The 22,457-nt window shown below is 61.4% G+C and carries 24 protein-coding genes; 15 read left to right on the forward strand and 9 right to left on the reverse strand.

Annotation, left to right across the window (positions count from 1 at the left end):
• Positions 1-6 precede the first annotated feature (6 nt).
• Positions 7-795 carry an exodeoxyribonuclease III gene (locus tag Q1A06_RS09810; RefSeq protein WP_299562359.1) on the reverse strand — a complete coding sequence of 263 codons (789 nt, stop codon included), beginning with the start codon at positions 793-795 and terminating at the stop codon, positions 7-9.
• Between the two features lie 236 nt (positions 796-1,031).
• Entirely contained in the window at positions 1,032-1,718 is a 687-nt protein-coding gene (locus Q1A06_RS09815; RefSeq protein WP_299562361.1) for a response regulator transcription factor, read from the reverse strand.
• Between the two features lie 164 nt (positions 1,719-1,882).
• Between Q1A06_RS09815 and ribA the strand changes: the two genes are divergently transcribed.
• Together ribA and Q1A06_RS09825 are read left to right on the forward strand one after the other, a co-directional pair.
• Positions 1,883-2,962, forward strand: coding sequence for a GTP cyclohydrolase II (gene ribA / locus Q1A06_RS09820; protein WP_299562364.1), 1,080 nt, complete (start codon positions 1,883-1,885; stop codon positions 2,960-2,962).
• Positions 2,959-3,453 carry a L,D-transpeptidase family protein gene (locus Q1A06_RS09825; RefSeq protein WP_299562367.1) on the forward strand — a complete coding sequence of 165 codons (495 nt, stop codon included), beginning with the start codon at positions 2,959-2,961 and terminating at the stop codon, positions 3,451-3,453. The genes ribA and Q1A06_RS09825 overlap by 4 nt, the downstream gene beginning before the upstream one ends.
• Before the next feature lie 4 nt (positions 3,454-3,457).
• Here Q1A06_RS09825 and Q1A06_RS09830 read toward each other — a convergent pair whose 3' ends face one another.
• Positions 3,458-4,111 (reverse strand): YggS family pyridoxal phosphate-dependent enzyme, encoded by a 654-nt coding sequence (locus tag Q1A06_RS09830; RefSeq protein WP_299562370.1) that lies wholly within the window; start codon positions 4,109-4,111, stop codon positions 3,458-3,460.
• A 102-nt stretch (positions 4,112-4,213) separates the two neighbouring features.
• Complete coding sequence (locus Q1A06_RS09835) at positions 4,214-5,152, reverse strand: porin (RefSeq protein WP_299562372.1); 939 nt, start codon at positions 5,150-5,152, stop codon at positions 4,214-4,216.
• A gap of 299 nt (positions 5,153-5,451) precedes the next feature.
• On the opposite strand from Q1A06_RS09835, the gene Q1A06_RS09840 reads away from it, so the two are divergent.
• The 5 genes from Q1A06_RS09840 to Q1A06_RS09860 all read left to right on the forward strand — a co-directional run bounded on the left by Q1A06_RS09840 (position 5,452) and on the right by Q1A06_RS09860 (position 10,668).
• A complete protein-coding gene (locus tag Q1A06_RS09840) occupies positions 5,452-5,943 on the forward strand; it encodes a DUF3576 domain-containing protein (RefSeq protein WP_299562375.1) in 492 nt (163 codons plus the stop codon).
• A gap of 87 nt (positions 5,944-6,030) precedes the next feature.
• Positions 6,031-8,589 carry a leucine--tRNA ligase gene (gene leuS, locus Q1A06_RS09845; protein WP_299562378.1) on the forward strand — a complete coding sequence of 853 codons (2,559 nt, stop codon included), beginning with the start codon at positions 6,031-6,033 and terminating at the stop codon, positions 8,587-8,589.
• Positions 8,576-9,058 carry an LPS assembly lipoprotein LptE gene (lptE, locus tag Q1A06_RS09850; protein ID WP_299562380.1) on the forward strand — a complete coding sequence of 161 codons (483 nt, stop codon included), beginning with the start codon at positions 8,576-8,578 and terminating at the stop codon, positions 9,056-9,058. Before leuS ends, lptE begins: the two co-directional genes overlap by 14 nt.
• The gene (holA, locus tag Q1A06_RS09855; protein WP_299562383.1) at positions 9,055-10,053 is read left to right on the forward strand and encodes a DNA polymerase III subunit delta; all 999 of its coding nucleotides are present in this window, start codon (positions 9,055-9,057) and stop codon (positions 10,051-10,053) included. Before lptE ends, holA begins: the two co-directional genes overlap by 4 nt.
• A 24-nt stretch (positions 10,054-10,077) precedes the next feature.
• Entirely contained in the window at positions 10,078-10,668 is a 591-nt protein-coding gene (locus tag Q1A06_RS09860) for a glutathione S-transferase family protein (RefSeq protein ID WP_299562386.1), read from the forward strand.
• Here Q1A06_RS09860 and Q1A06_RS09865 read toward each other — a convergent pair whose 3' ends face one another.
• On the reverse strand, positions 10,669-11,847 hold the full coding sequence (locus Q1A06_RS09865) for a TIGR03862 family flavoprotein (protein ID WP_299562389.1): 1,179 nt from the start codon (positions 11,845-11,847) through the stop codon (positions 10,669-10,671). It abuts the gene before it with no gap.
• A gap of 114 nt (positions 11,848-11,961) precedes the next feature.
• Here Q1A06_RS09865 and Q1A06_RS09870 point away from each other — a divergent pair, with 114 nt between their 5' ends.
• Entirely contained in the window at positions 11,962-12,279 is a 318-nt protein-coding gene (locus tag Q1A06_RS09870) for an HNH endonuclease (protein WP_299562392.1), read from the forward strand.
• Between the two features lie 145 nt (positions 12,280-12,424).
• Here the strand turns inward: Q1A06_RS09870 and Q1A06_RS09875 are convergent, their stop codons facing one another.
• Together Q1A06_RS09875 and Q1A06_RS09880 are read right to left on the reverse strand one after the other, a co-directional pair.
• The gene (locus tag Q1A06_RS09875; RefSeq protein WP_299562395.1) at positions 12,425-13,036 is read right to left on the reverse strand and encodes an enoyl-CoA hydratase/isomerase family protein; all 612 of its coding nucleotides are present in this window, start codon (positions 13,034-13,036) and stop codon (positions 12,425-12,427) included.
• Complete coding sequence (locus Q1A06_RS09880; protein WP_299562398.1) at positions 13,033-13,782, reverse strand: SDR family oxidoreductase; 750 nt, start codon at positions 13,780-13,782, stop codon at positions 13,033-13,035. The genes Q1A06_RS09875 and Q1A06_RS09880 overlap by 4 nt, the downstream gene beginning before the upstream one ends.
• A 180-nt stretch (positions 13,783-13,962) precedes the next feature.
• On the opposite strand from Q1A06_RS09880, the gene Q1A06_RS09885 reads away from it, so the two are divergent.
• The 7 genes from Q1A06_RS09885 to lpxK all read left to right on the forward strand — a co-directional run bounded on the left by Q1A06_RS09885 (position 13,963) and on the right by lpxK (position 20,591).
• Complete coding sequence (locus Q1A06_RS09885; RefSeq protein WP_299562401.1) at positions 13,963-15,495, forward strand: DUF2125 domain-containing protein; 1,533 nt, start codon at positions 13,963-13,965, stop codon at positions 15,493-15,495.
• A 45-nt stretch (positions 15,496-15,540) separates the two neighbouring features.
• Positions 15,541-15,855, forward strand: coding sequence for a DUF1272 domain-containing protein (locus Q1A06_RS09890; protein ID WP_299562404.1), 315 nt, complete (start codon positions 15,541-15,543; stop codon positions 15,853-15,855).
• 77 nt (positions 15,856-15,932) lie between these two features.
• Entirely contained in the window at positions 15,933-17,279 is a 1,347-nt protein-coding gene (locus tag Q1A06_RS09895) for a TldD/PmbA family protein (RefSeq protein WP_299562407.1), read from the forward strand.
• Complete coding sequence (locus tag Q1A06_RS09900) at positions 17,266-18,042, forward strand: 3'(2'),5'-bisphosphate nucleotidase CysQ (protein ID WP_299562410.1); 777 nt, start codon at positions 17,266-17,268, stop codon at positions 18,040-18,042. The genes Q1A06_RS09895 and Q1A06_RS09900 overlap by 14 nt, the downstream gene beginning before the upstream one ends.
• Positions 18,043-18,116: 74 nt before the next feature.
• Positions 18,117-18,359, forward strand: a complete 243-nt coding sequence (locus Q1A06_RS09905; protein WP_299562413.1) for a DUF4170 domain-containing protein — start codon at positions 18,117-18,119, stop codon at positions 18,357-18,359.
• Between the two features lie 7 nt (positions 18,360-18,366).
• A complete protein-coding gene (locus Q1A06_RS09910) occupies positions 18,367-19,599 on the forward strand; it encodes a glycosyltransferase N-terminal domain-containing protein (protein WP_299562416.1) in 1,233 nt (410 codons plus the stop codon).
• Positions 19,599-20,591, forward strand: coding sequence for a tetraacyldisaccharide 4'-kinase (gene lpxK, locus Q1A06_RS09915; protein WP_299562419.1), 993 nt, complete (start codon positions 19,599-19,601; stop codon positions 20,589-20,591). The genes Q1A06_RS09910 and lpxK overlap by 1 nt, the downstream gene beginning before the upstream one ends.
• A gap of 30 nt (positions 20,592-20,621) precedes the next feature.
• Here lpxK and Q1A06_RS09920 read toward each other — a convergent pair whose 3' ends face one another.
• Both Q1A06_RS09920 and Q1A06_RS09925 read right to left on the reverse strand, forming a co-directional pair.
• Positions 20,622-21,734 carry a CaiB/BaiF CoA-transferase family protein gene (locus Q1A06_RS09920; RefSeq protein ID WP_299562422.1) on the reverse strand — a complete coding sequence of 371 codons (1,113 nt, stop codon included), beginning with the start codon at positions 21,732-21,734 and terminating at the stop codon, positions 20,622-20,624.
• Positions 21,734-22,354, reverse strand: a complete 621-nt coding sequence (locus tag Q1A06_RS09925; RefSeq protein WP_299563273.1) for a DsbA family protein — start codon at positions 22,352-22,354, stop codon at positions 21,734-21,736. The genes Q1A06_RS09920 and Q1A06_RS09925 overlap by 1 nt, the downstream gene beginning before the upstream one ends.
• Positions 22,355-22,457: the final 103 nt, after the last annotated feature.

Genomic DNA, 22,457 nt, shown 5'->3' on the forward strand with positions numbered 1-22,457 from the left:
ATAACTTCAAAGATCGAAAGTTGCAAAAACCGGTGCATGATCGCTTGGCTTCTCCCATCCGCGCGCGGTGCGCAATACTCGACTTCCGTGTGCGGCGCTCGATATGTCGGGCGTCGCCCAGATATGGTCAAGCCTGCGCCCCTTGTCCGCCAAATCCCATTCGCGGGCGCGGTAGCTCCACCAGCTGTAGAGTTGCCCGGACGGGATATCCTGTCGCGTGACATCCACCCAGCCGCCCGCGTCCTGGGTCTCGGCCATTGCATTGACCTCGACGGGTGTATGGCTCACGACCTTGAGCAGCTTCTTGTGGTCCCACACATCGTCTTCGCGCGGCGCGATGTTGAGATCGCCCACAAGGATGGATTTGCCGGGCCGGTCCGCATGGAACGCGTCGCGCATCTCCGCGAGATAATCCAGCTTTTGCCCGAATTTATCGTTTACCTCGCGGTCCGGCACATCCCCGCCCGCAGGCACGTAAAAGTTGTGGATGACGACCCCGTTTTCCAGCTTTGCCGCGACATGACGCGCGTGGCCGAGGCTCGCAAAGTCGCGGCTTCCCGCGTCTTTCAGCGGCAGCCTCGACAGGATGGCGACCCCGTTGTAGCCCTTTTGGCCCTGTGCGACCATGTGCTCATACCCAAGCGCATGGAACCTTTCCACCGGGATCTTGTCCACCGGGCTTTTACATTCCTGCAGGCACAGGACATCCGGCCCCTCCTCTGCGAGCAGCTTGCACACGAGCGGTTCGCGCAGACGGACGGAATTGATGTTCCAGGTGGCCAGTGTAAAAGACATAGGGCGCAGGCTCCTGCCAGAGTGGTTTCGCGCACCCTACTGCGCCCATGGCTCAGCGGCCACCGGATTTGCGTACAAAAATGGCCGGACCCGCGAAGGCCCGGCCAGATTTATCGGGGAGGGGTAGAGCGGCAATCGTGCCCGCCGCTCTTCTTCAGGCTCAAACCGACAGAAAACTCATGAAAAATACTGTCTGTTATATGGCTAACACGCAGCGCGCAGGAATGGTTCCCGCTTCAGATCATCAAACGATACCCGCCCGATTCAGTGACCAGCAAACGGGCGTTCGAGGGGTCTGGTTCGATCTTTTGCCGCAGGCGATAGATGTGGGTCTCAAGCGTATGGGTCGTTACCCCCGCGTTGTAGCCCCATACCTCATGCAGCAAGACATCCCGCGGCACGACGCCTTCGGGAGAGCGGTAGAGGTACTTGAGAATGTTGGTTTCCTTCTCCGTCAGCCGCAGCTTTTTGTCGTCTTCCGTGATCAGGAGCTTCATCGAAGGACGGAAAGTATAGGGGCCAAGCTGAAAAATGGCGTCTTCTGACTGCTCATGAGTCCGCATCTGCGCCCTGATCCGGGCAAGCAGGACGGGAAACTTGAATGGTTTGGCGACATAATCGTTTGCCCCCGCATCCAGTCCCAGGATCGTATCCGCGTCGCCGTCGTGCCCGGTAAGCATCATGATCGGGCTTTTCACGCCCTGCTTGCGCATAAGACGGCAAAGCTCGCGCCCGTCCGTATCCGGCAGGCCGACATCGAGAATCACCAGATCATAAGGAGCTTCCTTGACGCGGCTCATCGCGTCCGCACCGTTGGCGGCTTCGAAGACATCGAAATCTTCGGTCATGATCAGCTGTTCGCTCAGCGCATCGCGCAGATCGTCGTCATCATCCACCAGAAGAATTTTCTTGAGTTGTGCCATCGGGTCGCTCCTGCTTTGGCCATAAAGATATGCGTGATGTGCAAATCAACAAGAGGCGGCGACTGCGTTCTCACAGCGACGTGCGGAATGGTCGCTATATATTTCATTTTCCTGCGCAGTGACCTACATTGAAGGCTGAGGTCCTGATGAGTTGTAACATACCGATGAGTTTTACTCCCGACATAGTCGAAACGCTCTCCCGCGCGCGCGCCGATTTGCGCATGGGTGTTCCTGTTGTACTGGGCGATGCAGTGGTTCTGGCGGCGGAAACGCTGAACGCGGCGCGGCTCGCCGATGTCATGGCATTGGACGGGGCACCTGTGATCGCCATCACGGCGCGGCGCGCCGAGACATTAAAGGCGCGGGCATACGACGGCGATCTGGCGCGCGTCACCTTGCCGGCCGATGCCAGCCTCGATTGGGTGCAAAGCGTCGCCGATCCGGCAGATGACCTGCGCGCGCCGCTCAAAGGGCCACTGAACGCTGCACGCGACGGCTCTGCGGACATGCACCGGCTTGCTATCACGCTGGTCAAATCAGCACGCCTTCTGCCCGCTGCGGTTGTGGTAACGCTCGCTGATGCGGAACGCTTTGCCGCCGATCATGTGCTGACGCGGATTGACGGAAACGCCGCCGCCCTGCACCTGAAAGAACGCAGCCCGCTGCACAAGGTGATTCACGCCCGCCTGCCGATGGAAGTGTCTGAGGCAGGCCGATTGCACATCTTTCGCCCCGAGGACGGCGGCGAAGAGCATTATGCCATCGAAATCGGGCGTCCGGAACGCAGCACACCTGTTCTGTGCCGTCTGCACTCTGCCTGTTTCACCGGCGATCTGATGGGCAGCCTCAAATGCGATTGCGGCCCACAGCTGCGTGCCGCACTGGCGCAGATGGGCACCGAAGGACACGGCGTGCTATTGTACCTCAATCAGGAAGGCCGCGGCATCGGGCTGGCCAACAAAATGCGGGCCTACTCGCTTCAGGATCAGGGTTTCGATACCGTCGAGGCGAACCATCGTCTTGGCTTCGAAGACGACGAGCGTGATTTCCGTCTTGGCGCGGACATTCTGAAATCCATGGGCTTTTCCGCCGTTCGCCTGCTGACGAACAATCCCCGCAAGGTCGCGATGATGGAGCAGAGCGGCGTGCGCGTGGCCCAACGCGTGCCTCTCGCCGTGGGCGAGAACCGGCACAACGCACAGTATCTGGCGACGAAAGCTGCGAAGTCGGGACATATTTTGTGACACCCGACGACATGGTGCTGACGCCGACAGGTCTGCGATTCCAGGGTGACCTGTATCCCTGCACCATCGGAAAGGGTGGCATCACGTGCCGCAAGCAAGAAGGCGACGGCGCGACCCCCCGCGGGGTACATCGCATTGTCGGGATGCTTTACAGGCCCGACCGGATCGCACGGCCCGTGCCCTGGGCCAGACCGATCGGGCCACGCGATCTGTGGTCCGACGACAGTTCTGACGACGATTACAACATGATGGTGCGCGCACCCTACCCGCACAGTCACGAACGCCTTCGCCGGGCGGATCCGCTGTACGATCTGGTCTTTCTCACCGATTGGAACTGGCCCTACGCCGTGAAGGGGCGCGGGTCGGCGATCTTTGTCCATCAATACAGGCGCGCGGGATACCCGACCGAAGGCTGCATCGCGCTGTCACGCGCGCATCTACACAGCATCGCATCTGGAATCCGGTACCGTACGCGGCTGATCGTCCGCTAACGGCCTAGTGCGCGACGCGCTCGCCAAAAATGGCGGAGCCAACACGCACATGGGTCGCCCCCAACGCGATCGCTTTCTCGAAATCGCTGCTCATGCCCATGGAAAGGCCGGTCAGACCGTTGCGCGCAGCGATTTTGGCCAGCAGCGCAAAGTGCAGCGATGCCTCTTCGTCTACCGGCGGGATGCACATAAGCCCCTGAACCGGCAGATCGAGGGCCTTGCATTCTGAGATAAATCCGTCTGCGTCTGCCGGCAGCACGCCTGCCTTCTGATCCTCTTCGCCGGTGTTCACCTGAATGAACAGATCGGGGCAGCGTCCGAGCTCTTGCGCCAGCCGCGCAATTGTCTTCGCGAGCTTCGGACGGTCCACCGTATGGATTGAGTCGAACAGTTCCATCGCCTGACGGGCCTTGTTGGTCTGCAAGGGGCCGATCAGATGAATTTCGATACCATCGAAATCCTGCCGGAAACCCGGCCACTTGGCCGAAGCCTCCTGTACCCGGTTTTCGCCGAACGTCCGATGGCCCTCATTCAGAACGGCGCGTACGCGTTCGTCCGGTTGCACCTTGCTGACCGCGATCAGCGTGACATCCGACGCCTCGCGTCCTGCGCTTTTCGCGGCGGTAACAATACGTTCTTCGATGCTTTTCAAACTCATGGGCTGCTCCCTCTTTTTTACAAAAGATATCAGGTGCGACCAAAAGAAAAGGGGCGAACCTTGAAAGGTTCGCCCCGATTTCGTCAGATGCTTGCGATCAACTTAGAAGTTGAAGCGAACACCCAAGTCGGCCCGGACCTGCTCGTTGCCGCGCGATGCAACACCGCCGCGGATCGAAGTGCCGCCACCCAGATCGTGGTGAACGCCGATACCGTAGGACGTTTCTTCGAAGTAGTCCGCGTCAGCAACGTACAGATCGAGGCTTGTCGCTGCGCCAACATCGAAGGTTGCTGTCAGAGCAACGTGATCGCCGTTACCATTGTCTTCGTCGTCACCGTTGCTTGCATACGCAAGGGCAACATCCGCTACGCCGAAGCTGCCGGAAACCGAGGCTGCCCAGTCGGTGTCGCTTTCCAGATCCGAATCCTGACCCGCAAGTGCGAAGGTGAAACCATTCCAGTTATATGCTGCCCAACCGGCGATGCGGTCGTTGCTGTCGGAACCGGAGACGTGGAAGGACCAATCGCCGAAGGAGTAGAGAACTTCCACACCGTTGTCGCCTGCCGAACCAGCACCGGAGGAGCTGTAGAGGTCGCCACGGAAGTTATATGTGGTGTAGTCATAGCCCAGACCGGTCAGACCAAGGTCGATCGGATACTGACCTGGCATGTATTCCAGAGCGCCGAAGATGTTGCCGACGCCGACTTCCAGACCGCCGGAACGTGCGAAGAAGCGCACACCGTTGATGCCTGTACCGCCGCCTGTGCCGCCATTGTCGCTCAGCGCTTCACGGACGCCGAGAAGCTCGCCGCGCTCGGACTGCTGAATACGGGCACGGGCACCGAAAACTACGCCTGCATCGGATTCTGCTGTCGCGTCGATCTGCAGACGCAGACGGCTGGTGATGCTTGTTTCGTCATCGCCACCTTCGTTGTCGGCGTAGATCACACCAAAACGACCGTAGCCGGAGAATGTTACGTCTGCTGCTGCAACGCCGGCTGTTGCCACCAGAGCTGTTGTAGCGAAGAGAACTTTTTTCATGAGTTTTCCCTCGGTTTGAATTCATAGGACCCGACCGGGGAATTCCGATCTAGGTATGATGGTCTTTTGCGCTTCGACCCGCCTTTTGGCAAGCAAACGCATCCGTGCAAATCCAATGTCGCGCCCGATGGTGCAGCTTTGCCACAGTTTTGCCATGCGGATGTTGCCCACTCTGAACACCACGCACGGATTTGTCTCCGCAGGCCACGCCAGACGCTGTGAATCACCTTGGTATATAGACCTTGCCCCGATGGGCGAGCTTGGTTATTCCATAGCCAACCAGAACAAGGGGTGTGGAAATGGGGCGCTTGAAGGCACTTAAAATAGCGGTATCGGCACTGGTCTTGACCGCACTCGGCGCATGCAGCGGCAGTTTCGGCTCCCCCGCGACGGAACGGCCGGAAACCTACAGCGATCCCAACGTCCGCTCGAACGTCGAAACGAATCCGAACAATACAATCTGGTCGATTCTCAACAAAAGCGACGCCGAGACAAATGTGTTGGTGAACCGGTACCTGTGGAGCGCATCGCTCGAAGTGCTCAACTTTCTACCCGTACAGTCGGTCGATCCGTTCACCGGTGTTATCGCGACGGGATACGGTACACCGCCCGGCGGTGGCCGCGCTTACCGTGCGACCGTTCTGATCGACGATCCGGCGCTTGATGCGCGCTCTCTCAACCTCGCGCTACAATCGCGTGGCGGACCGGTCAGCCGCGCGACCATCCGTGCCGTCGAGGACGCAATCCTGTCGCGCGCCCGCGAGTTGCGCGTCGCCGACAACAAATTCTGACAGCCCATCCATTCTATAGACAACGTAACCAGCGCCGGGCCTTGTGATCACCACACGCTCGGCGTTGCTGCGTAAAAAGGCCCGCACATGACACGCTATACCCCCTCCGAAATCGAAGCCCGCTGGCAAGCCGTCTGGGAACGCGACGGTATCTTCCGGGCCGTGCGCTCCGCCGATAAACCGAAATACTACGTGCTTGAGATGTTTCCCTATCCGTCGGGGCGCATCCATATGGGCCACGTGCGCAATTACACGATGGGCGACGTGATTTCGCGCTATAAACTAGCGCAAGGGTTCAACGTGCTGCACCCCATGGGTTGGGACGCGTTCGGCCTCGCCGCCGAGAACGCGGCGATGCAGAAAGGCATCCACCCCGGTGTATGGACGTACCAGAATATCGAGGACATGAAGACCCAGATGAAGCCTCTGGGCTTTTCGCTCGATTGGTCGCGCGAGATCGCCACCTGTCATCCGGAGTACTACCGGCACCAGCAAGCCATGTTCATCGACATGATCGACGCCGGATTGATCTACCGAAAGAACGCGGTGGTGAACTGGGATCCGGTAGACATGACCGTTCTTGCCAACGAGCAGGTCGAACAGGGGCGCGGCTGGCGCTCGGGCGCTTTGGTGGAACGGCGCGAGCTGACGCAGTGGTTCTTCAAGATCTCCGATTATTCCGAAGAGTTGCTTTCCGCGTTGGACGGATTGGAAAACTGGCCCGCCAAGGTGCGCCTGATGCAGGAGAACTGGATCGGCAAATCGCGGGGCCTGCAATTTGCGTTCTCGACGGTCGATGCACCCGAAGGCCACGACCGGATCGAAGTCTACACGACGCGCCCCGACACGCTTCTGGGTGCCAGCTTTGTCGGCATCTCGCCTGATCACCCGCTGGCGAAGGTGCTTGAGCGTGATGACGAAGCGGTTGCGGCGTTTGTTACGGAGTGCCGCAAGGGCGGTACCACCGAAGAGGCGATCGAAACGGGTGAAAAGCTTGGGTTCGACACCGGCATACGCGTGCGCCACCCCTTCGATACGGCTCAGGAACTGCCGGTCTATATCGCGAACTTCATCCTGATGGACTATGGCACGGGTGCCGTTTTCGGCTGTCCGGCCCATGACGTGCGCGATTTCGAATTCGCGACGAAATACGATCTGCCGATCATTGCGACATTCCTCCCTTCGGAAGACAGCGACGAGAATCTTTCCGAAGCCTTCGTTCCCGCCAAGACCGAAAAGGTGTTCTACATCCGCGGATTCGCCGGCGAAAGCTGGCAGACGGGGAACGAGGCCATCGACGCCGCCATCGCGTTCTGCGAATCGAACGGCGTTGGACAGGGTGTGACCAAATACCGCCTGCGCGACTGGGGTCTGAGCCGCCAGCGCTACTGGGGCTGTCCGATCCCGGTGGTGCATTGCGACGAGTGCGGCGTCGTGCCGGAAAAGAAAGAGAACCTGCCGGTCAAACTGCCTGAGGACGTCAGCTTTGACATCCCCGGCAATCCGCTGGACCGTCATATGGAGTGGCGCACCACGCCGTGCCCGGCCTGCGGCAAGCAGGCGCTGCGCGAGACTGACACGATGGATACCTTCGTCGACTCGTCATGGTACTATGCTCGCTTCACCGCGCCGCGCGCCGATACGCCGACGGTGATGGAGGATGCGGAATACTGGATGAACGTCGATCAGTACATCGGCGGTGTCGAACACGCGATCCTGCACCTGCTTTATGCTCGCTTCTTTGCTCGCGCGATGCAGATCACGGGCCACCTGCCGAAATCCGCGATCGAGCCGTTCGACGCGCTGTTCACCCAAGGCATGGTGACACACGCGATCTACCGCAGTACGGACACCGGAGGACGTCCGGTTTTCCATTATCCCGAGGAAGTGGAGACCAAGGGCGACAAGGCATTTCTGGAAGACAGCGGTGCGGAGGTTGAAATCATCCCCTCCGCCAAGATGTCGAAATCCAAGAACAACGTCGTCGACCCGCTCAACATTATCTCGTCGTTCGGTGCGGATACCGCCCGCTGGTTCGTGCTGAGCGATTCGCCGCCCGAACGGGACGTCGAATGGACCGCCTCCGGCGCGGAAGCCGCCCACAAGCACCTGTCGCGGGTTTGGAACATCTCGGACCGGATCACGGCGATGGACGATGCGGCCGGCACCGGCGACGACGACTTGCTGCGTGCGATGCACAAGACGATCCATGATGTGACGATGGGTATCGAATCGTTCGGCTTTAACGCCGCCATCGCCAAGCTATACGGTTTCACGGCCACTTTGCAGAAATCCACGGCGGGCAAGACGATCCAGCGGGAGGCGATCAAGACGCTGGCACAGCTGATGTCACCGATGACGCCACACCTGGCCGAGGATATCTGGGCGACACAGGGCGGAGAGGGTCTTATCGCGACGGCCCCGTGGCCGCAGGCGGACGACGCAATGCTCGTCGACGATACCGTGACCCTGCCGATTCAGGTCAACGGCAAGCGACGTGCCGAGATTGAAGTACCCGCAGAGATGAACAAGGACGAGATCGAAAAGCTTGCCCTTGCCCATGAGGCCGTGATCCGTATCCTCGACGGGAACGCTCCGAAAAAGGTGATTGTCGTGCCGGGTCGAATCGTGAATGTCGTTGTTTAGCCGCCGCTTCCTGTTGGCGTTGCCGCTGGCGCTTGCCGCCTGTGGCTTTACGCCGGTCTACGGCCCCGGCGGTGCAGGTACGGCACTGCGCAATCAGGTTCTCGTTCAGGAACCGACAACGCAGCAGGGCTACCTGCTGACGCGGCATCTCGAAACCCGTCTTGGCCGTGCAACAAATGCCCGCTTTGCGTTGGATATGACGCTTGAAACCTCCGAGGAAGGCCTTGCCATCAATTCCGAGGGCGACACGACGCGCTACAATCTTGTCGGGCGTGCCGGATACGCGCTGCGCGACACGCAGACCGGCAGTATCGTCACCTCCGGCATGGTACAGAACTTTACCGCCTACTCCGCCACCGGCAGCACCGTCGCAACACTGGCTGCGCAGCGCGACGCAATCGAAAGGCTGATGGTGATTCTGGGCGACCAGATTGTTGTACGGCTGTATACGGCGGACCTGCCGGAATGAAACTGAACCGCCGCGACGCTGCTGCCCTGATCGCCAAACCGGCGGCGGACGCGCTTGGCATGTTGCTATACGGCGGCGATGCCATGCGCGTCGCACTGAAGCGGCAGGAATACCTCAAGGCGCTGCTCGGCCCAACCGCCGAAGAGGAGATGCGGCTTGCACGTATTCCGGCAGCCGACTTGCGCCGTGAACCGGCCCTGTTGATGGACGCGATCAAGGCGGTGGGTTTTTTCCCCGGTCCGCGCGCCGCCTTTATCGAGGGCGCGACGGAACAACACGCGGCGACCATTCTGGAGACGATGAAGGACTGGCAACCGGGCGACGCGCAGATCGTGATCACCGCCGGTGATCTCAAGAAAACATCAAAGCTTTTGAAAGCGTTCGAAGGCCACCGCGCCGCCTATGCCTGGGGCATCTTTGATGATCCGCCAGACCGTGCGGAAATCGAGCGATTGCTCAAAGATGCCGATTTGCACGTCGACGGAGCGGCCATGGGTGGCCTCGAAGAGCTTGCCCGAAGCCTTGATCCCGGCGACTTTCGCCAGACCCTCGAGAAACTGTCACTCTATATGCTCAGCACGCCGGGCGTTTCGGTCACGCTCGGCGACATATCCGCCTGTGCGCCGGCATCGGTGGAAGCGGCAGTGGATGACATCCTGAACATCGTCGCGGAAAAGAAATCGACGCAGATTGGGCCATTGATGCGTCGGTTGCAAAGTCAAGGTACCAATGCCGTCACGCTGAGCATCATGGCGACCCGCCATTTCCGCACCCTGCACCGCATCGCATGCAACCCCGGCGCGCCGGTCTACGGTGTGCGTGACCGCGACCGCGTAATGCGACAGGCGCGCGATTGGGGAATGATCAAACTTGAAGCCGCACTCGGCATGCTGACCGATACCGACCTTAAACTGCGTTCCGCCGGACAAACCGCTCCCGCTATGGCGATCATGGAGCGCACATTCATACGGCTGGCGATGTACGGCGCGAGTTGACCGATAAAATAAGGAGGCGACAAAATGTATACAGTTGTAGGAGCGGTGAAATCCCGCGCTTTCCGCGTGATGTGGATGCTTGAAGAGTTGGGTCAGGATTATGACATCATTCCGGCCGCACCGCGTTCCGATGAGGCCAAGAAGTACAACCCACTGGGCAAGGTGCCCGCACTGATCGATGGCGATGATGTGCTGACAGATTCCGTCGCGATCATGCAGTATCTGGCGGACAAGCACGGCGCGCTGACCGCGCCCGCAGGCACCGTTGCCCGCGCCAGGCAGGATGCGATGCTGTTCTGGCTGATCGACGAATTCGATGCGATTCTCTGGGCGGCGGCCAAGCACAGCTTTGTCTTTCCCGAAGAGAACCGTGTGCCCGAGATCAAGCCGAGTCTGCGCGCCGAATTCGCGCGCTCCGCGATGAGCCTGTCCGAGCGGCTTGAAGGGCCATATCTGATGGGTGACGAGATCACCGTGCCGGATCTGCTGGCGGTGCACTGCATCAACTGGTCGATCGGCGCAGGGTTCGAGCGGGTAGATGATACTTTGGGCAAATGGGCGTCGAAGATGCGCGAGCGCCCCGCGTTCAAGGCCGTGCAGGCGCGCGACGCCTGATCAATCCGACAAACGGGCCGCTGCATGGCGGCCCGCCCAAGCGCCGGTGGCGAGGCAAGCGGTAATGAGATACCCCCCTGTCGGCGCTTCCCAATCCAGCATTTCACCCGCCGCATAAACCCCCGGCAGCGCGCGCAGCATCAATGTCGCATCCAGCGCCTTCCAGGCGATACCGCCGGCGGTCGAGATCGCCTCGTCCATCGGCCGCAGACCTGCGTGACGGATCGGCATCGCCTTAATCAGGTTGGCCAGCGCCGCGGGCTCCGCGGGCAGCGGATGGCACATTTCCCGAAGCAATGCGATCTTGGCCGGATCAAGTTTGAGCACCTTGCGCAGATGATTGGAAAGCGACGTCTTTCCGCGTGGCTTTGCAAGTTTCAGCGCAACGTCTTCTGTCCTCAGATCCGGGGCCAGATCACACGACAATTTGGCCCCCTCGCGCACACCGCGCGAGACGGAATAGATGCCACCGCCCTCAAGTCCCCGACGTGAGATCATTGCCTCGCCGCGCGACTTGAACGACCCGGCCGACAGCGTAATTCCTTTCAGCGCGGTTCCCATATGCTTGTTCATGTGGTCGGACCACTCACATGACACCGCAGCGTTTGCCGGCGCGAATGGCGTCAGTTGCACACCGCGCGCCGCCAACAGGCCGGTCCATACCCCGTCGGAACCAAGTCTTGACCAACTCGCCCCGCCCAGCGCAAGCACGCACGCATCCGCGGCGAGGCGCTGCGTACCTTCGGGCGTGTCGAAACACAGGGCGTCCCCCTCCCAACCCGTCCAGCGCCAACGGGTGTTAAGCCGCACACCACTTGCGGTCAGCCGCGCGAGCCACGCGCGCAACAGCGGCGACGCCTTCATCGCCGTCGGAAACACCCGTCCCGTCGATCCCGTAAAGATCTCCTGCCCCAGATCCCGCGCCCAATCCTGGACGCCCTGCGTATCCATCTCGGCCAGCATCGGGGCAAGGGTGTCAGCCGCCTGCGTAAACGCACCCGAGAACGCCTGCGGCGATTCTTCCTTGGTCAGGTTGAGACCGGATTTGCCTGCCATCAGAAACTTGCGTCCGACCGAAGGCTTTGCCTCGCACACAGTGACTTGCACACCTGCATCCGCCAGTACCTGCGCGGCCATCAGTCCCGCAGGACCACTTCCGATGACCACCGCGCGCTTCATACGGCGCGCCAAACTGAGCTGAAAAGTCGAAAACGCATCCAAGACCCCTTGTCTTGCAGTCTAGCCAAGCCACCCTCATGGCGCAGCCCCTTTAAAGGATCAAGTGCCACAGCGATGCCCCGCACCCTGCCCTACGATACCGATGACCCGATCTGCCCACTGTGCGGGCGACCGATCCCGCCGGGCGTCCCACAAAGCCTTCATCATCTGATCCCCAAGCTGAAAGGTGGCAAGGGAGGGCCGACGGTTCTGATGCATCATATCTGCCACCGCGAAATCCATGCGGCATTGACCGAAGCGGAACTTGCCCGCGACTATCACACACCCGAGGCTTTGCGCGCGCATCCGAGGCTTGCGAAATTCGCCGCATGGGTGCGCAAGCGTCCGCCGTCGTTCCGCTCAAAGATACCGGGGGGCATGCGCAAGCGTTAGAATCGTGCTATGCGCAGCCAAGGGCCCATCAACGGGCCGGTACCCGGAGCAGTCCTCATGCGTATTCTAGCCGTAATCACATGCCTATTGCTGTTGGCTGCCTGTGACGTACCCTTTGTTCCACTGATCTGAGGTTGCACGGGTGTCACGGTGCGCAAAGCGCCTTGATACCCTTGGCTATCTTCGGATCGGCAGCAACGGTATCTGCACAGATCGCGCGCGCGGTCTGCATCAGCGCATCCGGTGCGACCACGCGGTCGATCAAACCAAAGGCCAGCGCCTCTTCTGTCAGGATCTTCTGGCCCCCCATCAGGATAAGCTTGGTCCGGGCGGGGCCGATCAACGCGGCCATGCGCACGGGATCGCTTGGCTGCGGCAGAAATCCCAGCTTCATCACCGGATAAAAGAATTTTGCTTCCGGCACGGCGATCCGGATGTCGCAGGCCAGCGCCATGCCCGTCGCACCGCCCGCCAGCGTTCCGTTCAGGGCCGCGATGGTCAGCCCCGGCAAACACGCAATCGCGCCCGACAGCCGCTCCCACAGATCGGAGACGGCCAGGCCCGCCCGCGCGGCCTCCAGATCGGCACCGGCACTGAAGATGCGGCCTTCACCCGTCAGGATCACGGCACGCGCGCCTTCTGCGCGCTCCATGATCTCGCATAATTCGCGCAGCATGTCCTCGGTCAACGCATTGGCTTTGTCCGGACGGTCGAGCGTGACTGTCCAGATGTGATCTTCCTGCGCCAGACGGATCATTTCAGACCGACAGCGCGGCGGATGTCCTCGGCACGCAGCGAGATTTCCTCGCCGCAGTATCTGTCGGCCTCTGCGCTGCACATCCACAGCAGGCACTTGGCGGGCCAGTCCGCCGGGGCGTGCTCGTCCCACTCCAGCTGGCTGACAGGGTTGATGCCCGAATCCTTGATCTTGCGCTGCATTTCAGTTGCCACAGTGCCGGGCGACAGACCGATCGCGCGGATGCCGTTCCCGCCCTCTTCGAGATGCAGTGACCGGTTCATCATATTCACCGCCGCTTTGGAGGCACAGTAGGCGCTCCATGCTTCGATGGCGTTGTGGGCGGCACCGGAACTGATCGTCAGCACTGACCCGCCACCGCCTGCCTTGAGCGCAGGCAGCGCCGCGCGCATCCCGTAGAAGACTCCTTTGACATTGATGTCGATCAGCTGGCTCCATGCATCGGGTTCTGCGTCGGCGAGATGGCTGATGGGATCGACGACGCCCGCGTTGTTGATCAGCACGTCCAGCCCGCCAAACGCCTGAACCGCTGTTTCTACCGCCGAAGACACCTCGCTGTAGCGCGCGACGTTGCACGGAATGGCGATCGCCTTGCTGCCGATTTCACCGGCAAGATCGGCGATTGCGTCCTGTGATCGCGCCAGCAGCACTACATTTGCACCAGCTTCGGCAAAGATTCGCGCGGCTTGGGCGCCGATGCCGCGGCTTGCCCCGGTGATCATTACCGTTTTCGACGTCATGTCCATCTGTTGTCTCCCATAAACACAGGCCGTTCAGGCCACTTTGCGCAATTGGTAACGCTTTGCCGCGAACGGTGCCACCCCGGCCTGAAATCTGCGCGCAGAGGCACAGTTTATCGACCTGCTCTTGACCCGCCAATGAGTTTGGCCAATCCTGCTGACAGTTTATTACAAAGGAATACCCCAATGTCCTTCGCCCGCGCCTTGCCCACAGCCACCGCGCTGAGTTTTTGCCTCGGCAATGCCGTCTGGGCCGATCTGACCGCCACGGATGTATGGGGGGACTGGCGTGACTACATGCAAGGCCTCGGCTATACCGTCAGCGCGGTAGAGCAGGTCGACGGGAATACGCTGGGGCTCAGCAATATCATTGTCGGGATGACGGGCGGTCCTGATGTGGAGTCCGCGTCGCTGCGCGTCGACAGCCTGCAGTTCGTTGAAAACGCCGATGGGACGGTAGAGGTGGTGATGCCTGATGTGATGCCGTTGGCCATCACGATCCAACCGACAGACACGGCAAGATCCTCTGCTTTCACCATAACCTACACCCAGGCGGGCCAATCCATGATCGCCAGCGGCACGCCGGAAGAGATGATCTACGACTATAGCGCCGATACGATCGCGATGACGCTTGACGACATGACCGTCGATGGAGTGGCATATGACAGTGACGCCGCCCGCTTCCAGCTCGACACCCGCGATTTCGTCTCGAAAACTGCCGTCACGACAGGCGATACCCGCAGCTATGAGCAGTCCCTCACAATGGGCCCGACGACCTATGACACGCTCTTCAGCGCGCCCGACGGCCCGGAGAGCTTTGGCTTCAAGACGACGGCGCAAGCGGTCACGTTCACGGGCACGAGCGATTTGCCCGTCGCCACCGTGCAGGATACGAGCGACATGAATGCGCTTCTGGCCGCTGGCTTTGCCTTTGACGGGACATTCGCCGCCACCGAAACGGAGAGCTTTATCGACATCGAAGCCCCCGAGGGACCATCCAAAGTCAAAACCGGCAGCGGCAGCACGACGGTGACGGTCGCAATGGGCACCACAGGCATCGTCTACGACGTGTCAAGCACCGACGTTCAGATCGGTGCGCAGTTGGCCGGACTACCGCTGCCCCTGTTCTTCGAGATGGCGCGCACCGGGTTTGACCTGCGCGCGCCGGTGGTTCAGTCGGAGACACCGCAGGACTTTGCGCTGGGCCTGAACATGACCGGGTTCACCATGTCCGAAACACTTTGGGCGATATTCGACCCAAACGGCCAACTGCCGCGCGATCCCGCGACACTCGCACTGGACCTCAGCGGCAAGGCGACGCTGACGGAGAACATGCTGGACCCCGAAGCAGCGGGACGGATGGCGGCGGCCGGGGCGGCACCGGGGGAGATCAGCGCCCTGACAATTGACGCGCTTACCCTCGATGCGGTCGGGGCACGCCTCGAAGCGACAGGCAGTGCGACGTTCGACAATACCGACAAGACCACCGTGCCCGGCTTCCCCAAGCCGGTCGGCAGCGTTGACATCATGCTGGAGGGTGCGAATGGACTGATCGACAGACTCGTCGCAATGGGGTTTGTGCCTGACGAACAGGCAATGGGTGCCCGCATGATGCTTGGGCTCTTCGGTGTGCCGGGTAACAGCCCTGACACGTTGAGTTCCACAATCGAATTCAACGAAGACGGCCAGATTCTCGCCAACGGGCAGCGGATCAGGTGAACGTACGTTTGCCATGCCAGCGCGTCGACGTAGCGGCGGCGTGCCATGCTTGAGATCCGACCGAATTGCGAATGGTGTAATCGCGATCTGCCGCCAGACAGCGACAATGCAAGAATTTGCAGCTATGAATGCACCTACTGCGCGGGATGCGCCGACGACGTGCTGCACAACGTGTGCCCGACCTGTGGCGGCGGGTTCGCACCGCGGCCCATCCGACCGCAACATGCGCACCGTGACACTCTCGCGCTTGGTCTGGCCAACCACCCTGCCCGCCTCGACAGGGTACATTCGCAATGGAGCCGGGCAGAGGTTGATTGTCTGACCGACAAACTCCGCAACATCGATCCGGCGCGGCGCTAGCCCTATTCTGCGCCCCCGCCCTTGCAGGAAGAGGATGGGGCCGCTACCTCTTTGACAACCCGACGTTGGAGAGAATTATGACGCAGCCCCTTGAGGCGCTGACGGCGCATTTGCTGGATGCCGCCCGAACCGCAGGCGCGGACAGCGCCGATGCCATGGCCGTGCGCGGAACGTCGATTTCCGTCGACGTGCGCCAAGGCGCACTGGAAGAAGCCCAGCGCGAAGAAGGCACCGACATTGGCCTGCGCGTCTTCGTCGGCAGGAAAAGCGCCGTCGTATCCACATCGGACACCTCGGACCGGACGATTTCGGAAATGGCGGCGCGTGCGGTTGCGATGGCCCGCGAAGCCCCTGAGAACCCCCACGCAGGTTTGGCCGACCCTGAAGAACTGGCCCAAGTTTGGGATATGGACGCGCTCGAACTCTTCGATCATAGCGATGAGCCGGATCCGGCCACGTTGCAACATCAAGCCACCGAAGCCGAAGCCGCGGCCCTCTCCGTTGACGGCGTCAGCCAAGTGCAGGCCGCCAGCGCCGGGTACAGCGCGCGTGAAATCCATCTGGCCGCATCGAATGGATTTGCCGGCGGATACCGTCGGTCCGACCGCGGCATCAGCTGCGTCGCAATCGCCGGAACGGGCGCCGCGATGGAGCGCGACTATGACGGCGACAGCCGAATTTTCCAGACGGACCTGCGGGACGCGACGGAGATCGGACGGCGCGCCGCCGAACGCGCGGTAGAGCGGGTCGGAGCGCGCAAGCCCAGGACAGGAACCCATCCTGTGCTCTTCGATGAACGTATCTCAAGTTCTCTGATCGGTCATCTGCTTGGCGCGATCAACGGCAGCGCGATCACGCGCGGCGCATCGTTTCTGCGCAACGCAATGGGCGAACGAGTGCTTCCCGCAGGCCTCTCATTGATCGAAGATCCGCACCGGCCGCGCACCTCCGGCAGCCGCCCTTTCGATGCCGAAGGGTTGCCTACCTCCCGTCGCGCACTCGTGGAGGATGGCATCCTGCAAGGTTGGACGCTCGATCTGGCGACAGCGCGACAGCTTGACCGGGCTTCCACCGGAAATGCCGCACGCAGTACCGGTTCAGGGCCCTCGCCGACGCCGTGGAATGTCGCGCTCACCCAAGGCGACGCCAACCGCAAAGACTTGATCCGCGACATGGGAACAGGCCTTCTGGTAACGTCTATGATCGGGTCGACCATCAATCCGAACACAGGTGACTATTCGCGCGGAGCGGCGGGGTTTTGGGTCGAGAACGGCGAAATTGCTTATGCCGTGAACGAATGCACTATCGCGGGTAATCTGCGCGACATGCTTCTGGGGCTTGTCCCCGCGAACGACGCGCGGACTCACCTGAGCCGCGTCGTCCCGTCGCTTTTGGTGGCGGGAATGACCCTTGCCGGCAGCTGATCTGCCATTGTTGATCGACGCCGCCCACGCAGCAGGACGGGTTGCCACCGGGTTCAGCGGTCCGCAGGCCCAACGCTGGGATAAACCCGGCGGCGCCGGTCCCGTGACCGAAGCGGATCTTGCCGTGGACGCAATGCTGTACCGCACGCTTCTGGGTGCGCGTCCCGATTACGGCTGGCTGTCGGAAGAAACCGAAGACAACGCGAACCGGCTGACCCAGTCGCGGGTTTTTATCGTCGATCCCATCGACGGCACGCGCAGCTTTGCCGAAGGGGCAGACACTTGGGCGCACGCCCTTGCCGTCGCGGAGGAAGGCGAGATTACCGCCGCCGTGATCTACCTGCCCATGCGCGATAGGCTTTATTCGGCGGCGCGCGGCGCCGGAGCGTGGCTCAACGGCACGCCGATCCGGGCTTCGGAAATCGGGTTGTTCGAGCAGGCAACCGTGCTGGCCGCCAAACCTGCCCTTGCCGGGGCACTCTGGCGCAGCGGCGTCTGCCCTGCATTCAAACCCGCGTACCGGCCCTCTCTCGCGTATCGCCTCGGGTTGGTTGCACAATCGCGCTTCGATGCCATGCTGACGTTGCGGCCAAGCTGGGAATGGGACATCGCAGCCGGCGCGCTGATTGTGGCCGAAGCGGGCGGTCTGTGCACCGACCGGACCGGCGCGCCTTTGCGGTTCAACAATGCGGATCCACGGCTCAACGGAGTGGTCGCGGGCGGGTCCGCCATTCACGCCGCGCTGATCGACGCATTGAACTGAACCCGCGCTGACCGCTTGACCTTGGGGCGCAGCACCGTGCACACACTGAACCACCATTTCAAAGGACACGTCACATGACACAACGCCTGCACCTCGTATTCGGCGGCGAGCTGGTCGACCCCAGCAAAACCGTTTTCAAGAACGTCGATGACATCCATATCGTCGGTATGTTCCCGGACTACGCCAGCGCCTATGATGCCTGGAAAAACGAAGCCCAGCGAACGGTGGATAATGCCCATATGCGATATTTCATCGCACACCTGCACCGTTTGCACGACGAAGAAAGCGCCGCCTCTCCGACCGAAAAGCTGGACTGAAACAGCCGTGGCAGGGTCGCTGGGTCTATCGGCATACCGCGCGCTGATGCGGCGCGGAGACGCGGGGCTGCCCGATCGCGGGACCGCCCGACCGGACGGAGAGCTGTTGTGGATCCATTGCGGTGCCGTTGACGGCCTGATCGCCGTGCTTGATCTGGCGGCGCGCCAAATCGGCACCCGGCCGGGATTGAACGTGCTGGTCACGGTGCACGATGCGCGGCGGCGCGATACACTGCATTCGGCGGCGACACTGCCCGGCGTCACGTTGACCGCGTTGCCCGAAGACCACCCGAAAAGCGTAGCGGCGTTTCTCGACCATTGGTCGCCCGATCTGTGTATCTGGACATGGGGCGGCTTGCGTCCGAACCTTATCCTTGCCGCATCCGACAGAGGCTGCCCGCTTTTCCTGATCGATGCCGACACCGCCGGATTTGACGGGCGACGCGACCGCTGGCTGCCGGATGTGGCGCGGACCGTTCTGGCGCGGTTTGCCGCCGTGATGGTGCGGTCGCCAGCGGCGGCGCGGCGGCTGATGCAACTCGGCCTCACACGCGACGACATCGAGGTGACTACGGCGTTGCTGCCGGGAGGGCAGGCGCTGCCGTGCAACGAAGATGACGTCAGCGAGCTTGCGTCGGCTTGTGTCGGGCGGGCCATCTGGTTCGCGAACGGTGTCCAACCCGAAGAACTGCAAACCGTTCTGTCGGCCCACCGGCATGCCTTGCGCCTGTCGCACCGATTGCTGCTGGTGATCCGACCCGCCGGCGATTTACGGCCCGACGATGTGATGAGCGAGGCGCGAGCGCAAGATTTCCGTGTCCTGAACTGGGACGACGGAAACTATCCCGACGAAACGACGCAGATCCTGATCAGCGAGGACATCCGCGATCTCGGTCTGTTTTACCGTCTGGCACCCGTCTCCTTTTTGGGGGGGTCCCTTGCTGCCGGGCACGGCGGTCATGATCCTCTGGAGGCGGCGGCCCTCGGATCTGCGGTTCTCTACGGCCCGCGTGTCAGCCGTTTCATGCAAAGCTATTCGCGGCTCGCGGCGGCGGGTGCGGCGCGGATCATCAACGACAGCTCCGCCCTGGGCACCGCAATCACAAGGCTGGTCGCACCGGATCAGGCCGCTGTGATGGCGCATGCCGGTTGGGATGTGGTGAGTGAAGGGGCGGCCCTGACGGACCAGATTTCGGATCTGGTACAGGACGCGCTGGATGCGCAGGCAGGGTTGTCATAATGCGCGCGCCGCGTTTCTGGGATGCGCCGCGCCCCGGTCTGCGCGCGCGAATGCTGCAGCCGTTGGGCGCGTTATATGCCAAGGCCACCGCGCGGCGGCTGGCAAATGGCACGCCGGAAAGAATCGGTATTCCGGTTATATGCGTAGGCAACATCAATGCGGGCGGGACCGGCAAAACCCCGACCGTGATCGCGGTGGTCGAGCGTTTGCGCGACCTTTATCTTGAAACGCATATCATCTCGCGCGGCTACGGCGGCACGCTGGAGGGCCCTGTGCAGGTGGACCCGGCGCGCCACACGGCAGCTCAGGTTGGGGACGAACCACTGCTTCTGTCCGCCTTTGCGGATGTCTGGGTCGCAAAGGACCGCGCGGCAGGCGCACGCGCCGCACGGGAAGCGGGGGCAAAGATGATCGTACTCGACGACGGCTTCCAGAATCCGGCCCTCTACTATGATCTGAGCATTGTTGTGGTCGATGCCGAGAAAGGGTTCGGCAACGGACTTTGCCTTCCGGCCGGCCCGCTGCGCGAACCTGTGGCGACGGGGCTTGCGCGGGCGGATTTCATTCTCTCGATCGGGGATGATGCCGCGCAGGCCTCGTTCGACACATCCGTGCTGCCCCGCGCGGTCAAGCATGTCCGGGCCCGACTGGAGCCGCTTCAAACCGGCATGGACTGGACCGACACCCCGTTGCTGGCGTTCGCAGGCATCGGTAATCCGGAGAAGTTCTTTGCGACGTTGCGCGGCCTTGGCGCGACGCTCATCCATGCGGAGCCGCTCGACGATCACCAGCCGCTGACCACTGCACTGCTGAACCGGCTAGAGGCGGACGCGCGCGCGGCAGGCGCACAATTGGTCACCACGGAAAAAGACGCGGTGCGTTTGCCTTCCTCTTTCCGCTCGAAAGTCATCACCCTGCCGGTGCGGCTGCAACTGGAAGACGAAAACGCTCTTTGGGATGCGCTTAAACAACTGGCGCACGCGACATCCTAGATCGCGTTCCACACAGCCCCGGACGGAAGCTCAGGTGTCCTCACCCAGCTTTGGCGAGGGGCGTGTCAGGGCCAGTTCCGCCCCGGAGAATCGAAACGGCGACCGGATGCCGGGAATACCGTCCAGCTCGATCTGCATGCCGCGCGCGACAACCTGCGGGTCGCGGAACACATCGTCCATCTGGTTGATCGGACCTGCGGGTACGTTGTTCACCTCGCATGCCTGCAATAGATCGTCACGCGTCCGCAGTCGCGTCGCCGCACCCAGCCGCGCGATCATGGCCGGCCGGTTCGCGACACGCTGTGCATTTGTTACATAGTCGGGATGCTGCGCCATATCGTCGAGGCCCAGCAATTTGCACAGACGCTGGTATTGGCCATCGTTACCGGTGGCGATGATCAGATGTCCGTCCGATGTCTCGAAGACTTCGTAGGGGGTCAGGTTGGGGTGCGCATTGCCGAGCCGCGTTGGCGGTGTACCGGTTGTGAAATAGTTCATGCTCTGATTGCCGGTGATGGCCACCGCGCAATCCAGCAGCGACATGTCGATGTGCTGTCCTTTTCCAGTGCTTTGACGCTGATGCACAGCGGCAAGTATCGCGGTCGTCGCGTAGATGCCGGTAAAGATGTCGGTGATCGCCATTCCATGCTTTTGCGGCTGCGTCGCGGGATCGCCGGTGATCGACATCAACCCGGCCATGCCCTGAATGATGAAATCATACCCAGCCCGGTGCGCGTAAGGTCCGGTCTGCCCGAACCCGGTGATGGAACAATAGATCAGCTTGGGAAACTCGCCCTTCAGGCTGGCGTAGTCCAACCCGTATTTGGCCAGACCGCCGGTCTTGAAATTCTCGATGAGAATATCGGCATCGGCGAGCAGCTCTTTCATGCGCGCCTGACCATCGGGGGCTTTCAGGTCGACAATGATCGATGATTTCCCGCGATTGGTCGAATGATAATACGAGGAGGAACGATCCCCCTCGCGTTCGATGAACGGAGGGCCCCATTGCCGCGTATCGTCGCCTGCGGGACTTTCGACCTTGATCACTTCCGCGCCCAGATCCGCGAGCGTCTGACCGGCCCAGGGACCGGCCAGAACACGGGCGAGTTCAATGACCTTCAGGCCCTCCAGAGGAGCCGCCATCAGCCCGCCAGCGCCGCGTCGATGATTTTCTTCATGTCGGCATAGGACATGTTGGCGTATTTTTCGCCGTTGATGATAAAGCTCGGCGTGCCGGAGATGTCATCTGCTTCGGCGTTTTCCTGGTACCACGCGACCAGCGTTTTGGCTTTATCGCCATCCTGCAGGCAGGCTTCGATGGTGTCGTTGTCCATACCGGCCAGACGCCCGATCTTGCGCAGTTCTTCGATGATCGCCGCGGGCTCGCCCGCACGGCTCCATTCCGCCTGACCCGCGTAGATCAGATCGGCCATGCCAAAGAACTTCTCCGGCCCTGCACAGCGCGCGATCATGGATGCCCAAAGGCCAAAACGGTCAAAATACACCTCGCGGTAGACGAATTTGATCTTGTCGGTGTCGATATAGTCCGCCTTCAACTCCTTGAATGCGCCGGTATGGAACGTCGCGCAATGTGGGCAGGTGAACGACGCATATTCGATGATCTCGACCGGGCTGTCGGGGTTGCCCAGAACCATTTCGGGGATCGTGGAGGTATCTACGGCGCCCTCCGTCGTCTGCGCGTTCGCGGCCCCCGGCAGAGGCGCATCGGGGAAGGCAACGGTGCCGGTACGATTACCGGTCATGTACCAGCCACCAAGGCCTATGACGGCGGCGGTGCCGAGGAGAAAGTTTCTGCGGTTCATAAGTCTGGTCCTTCAGTCATGTCGTTGAAAGCCGAGCGGCCAC

The sequence above is a fragment of the uncultured Sulfitobacter sp. genome (assembly GCF_947497275.1).
Taxonomy (GTDB): Bacteria; Pseudomonadota; Alphaproteobacteria; order Rhodobacterales; family Rhodobacteraceae; genus Sulfitobacter.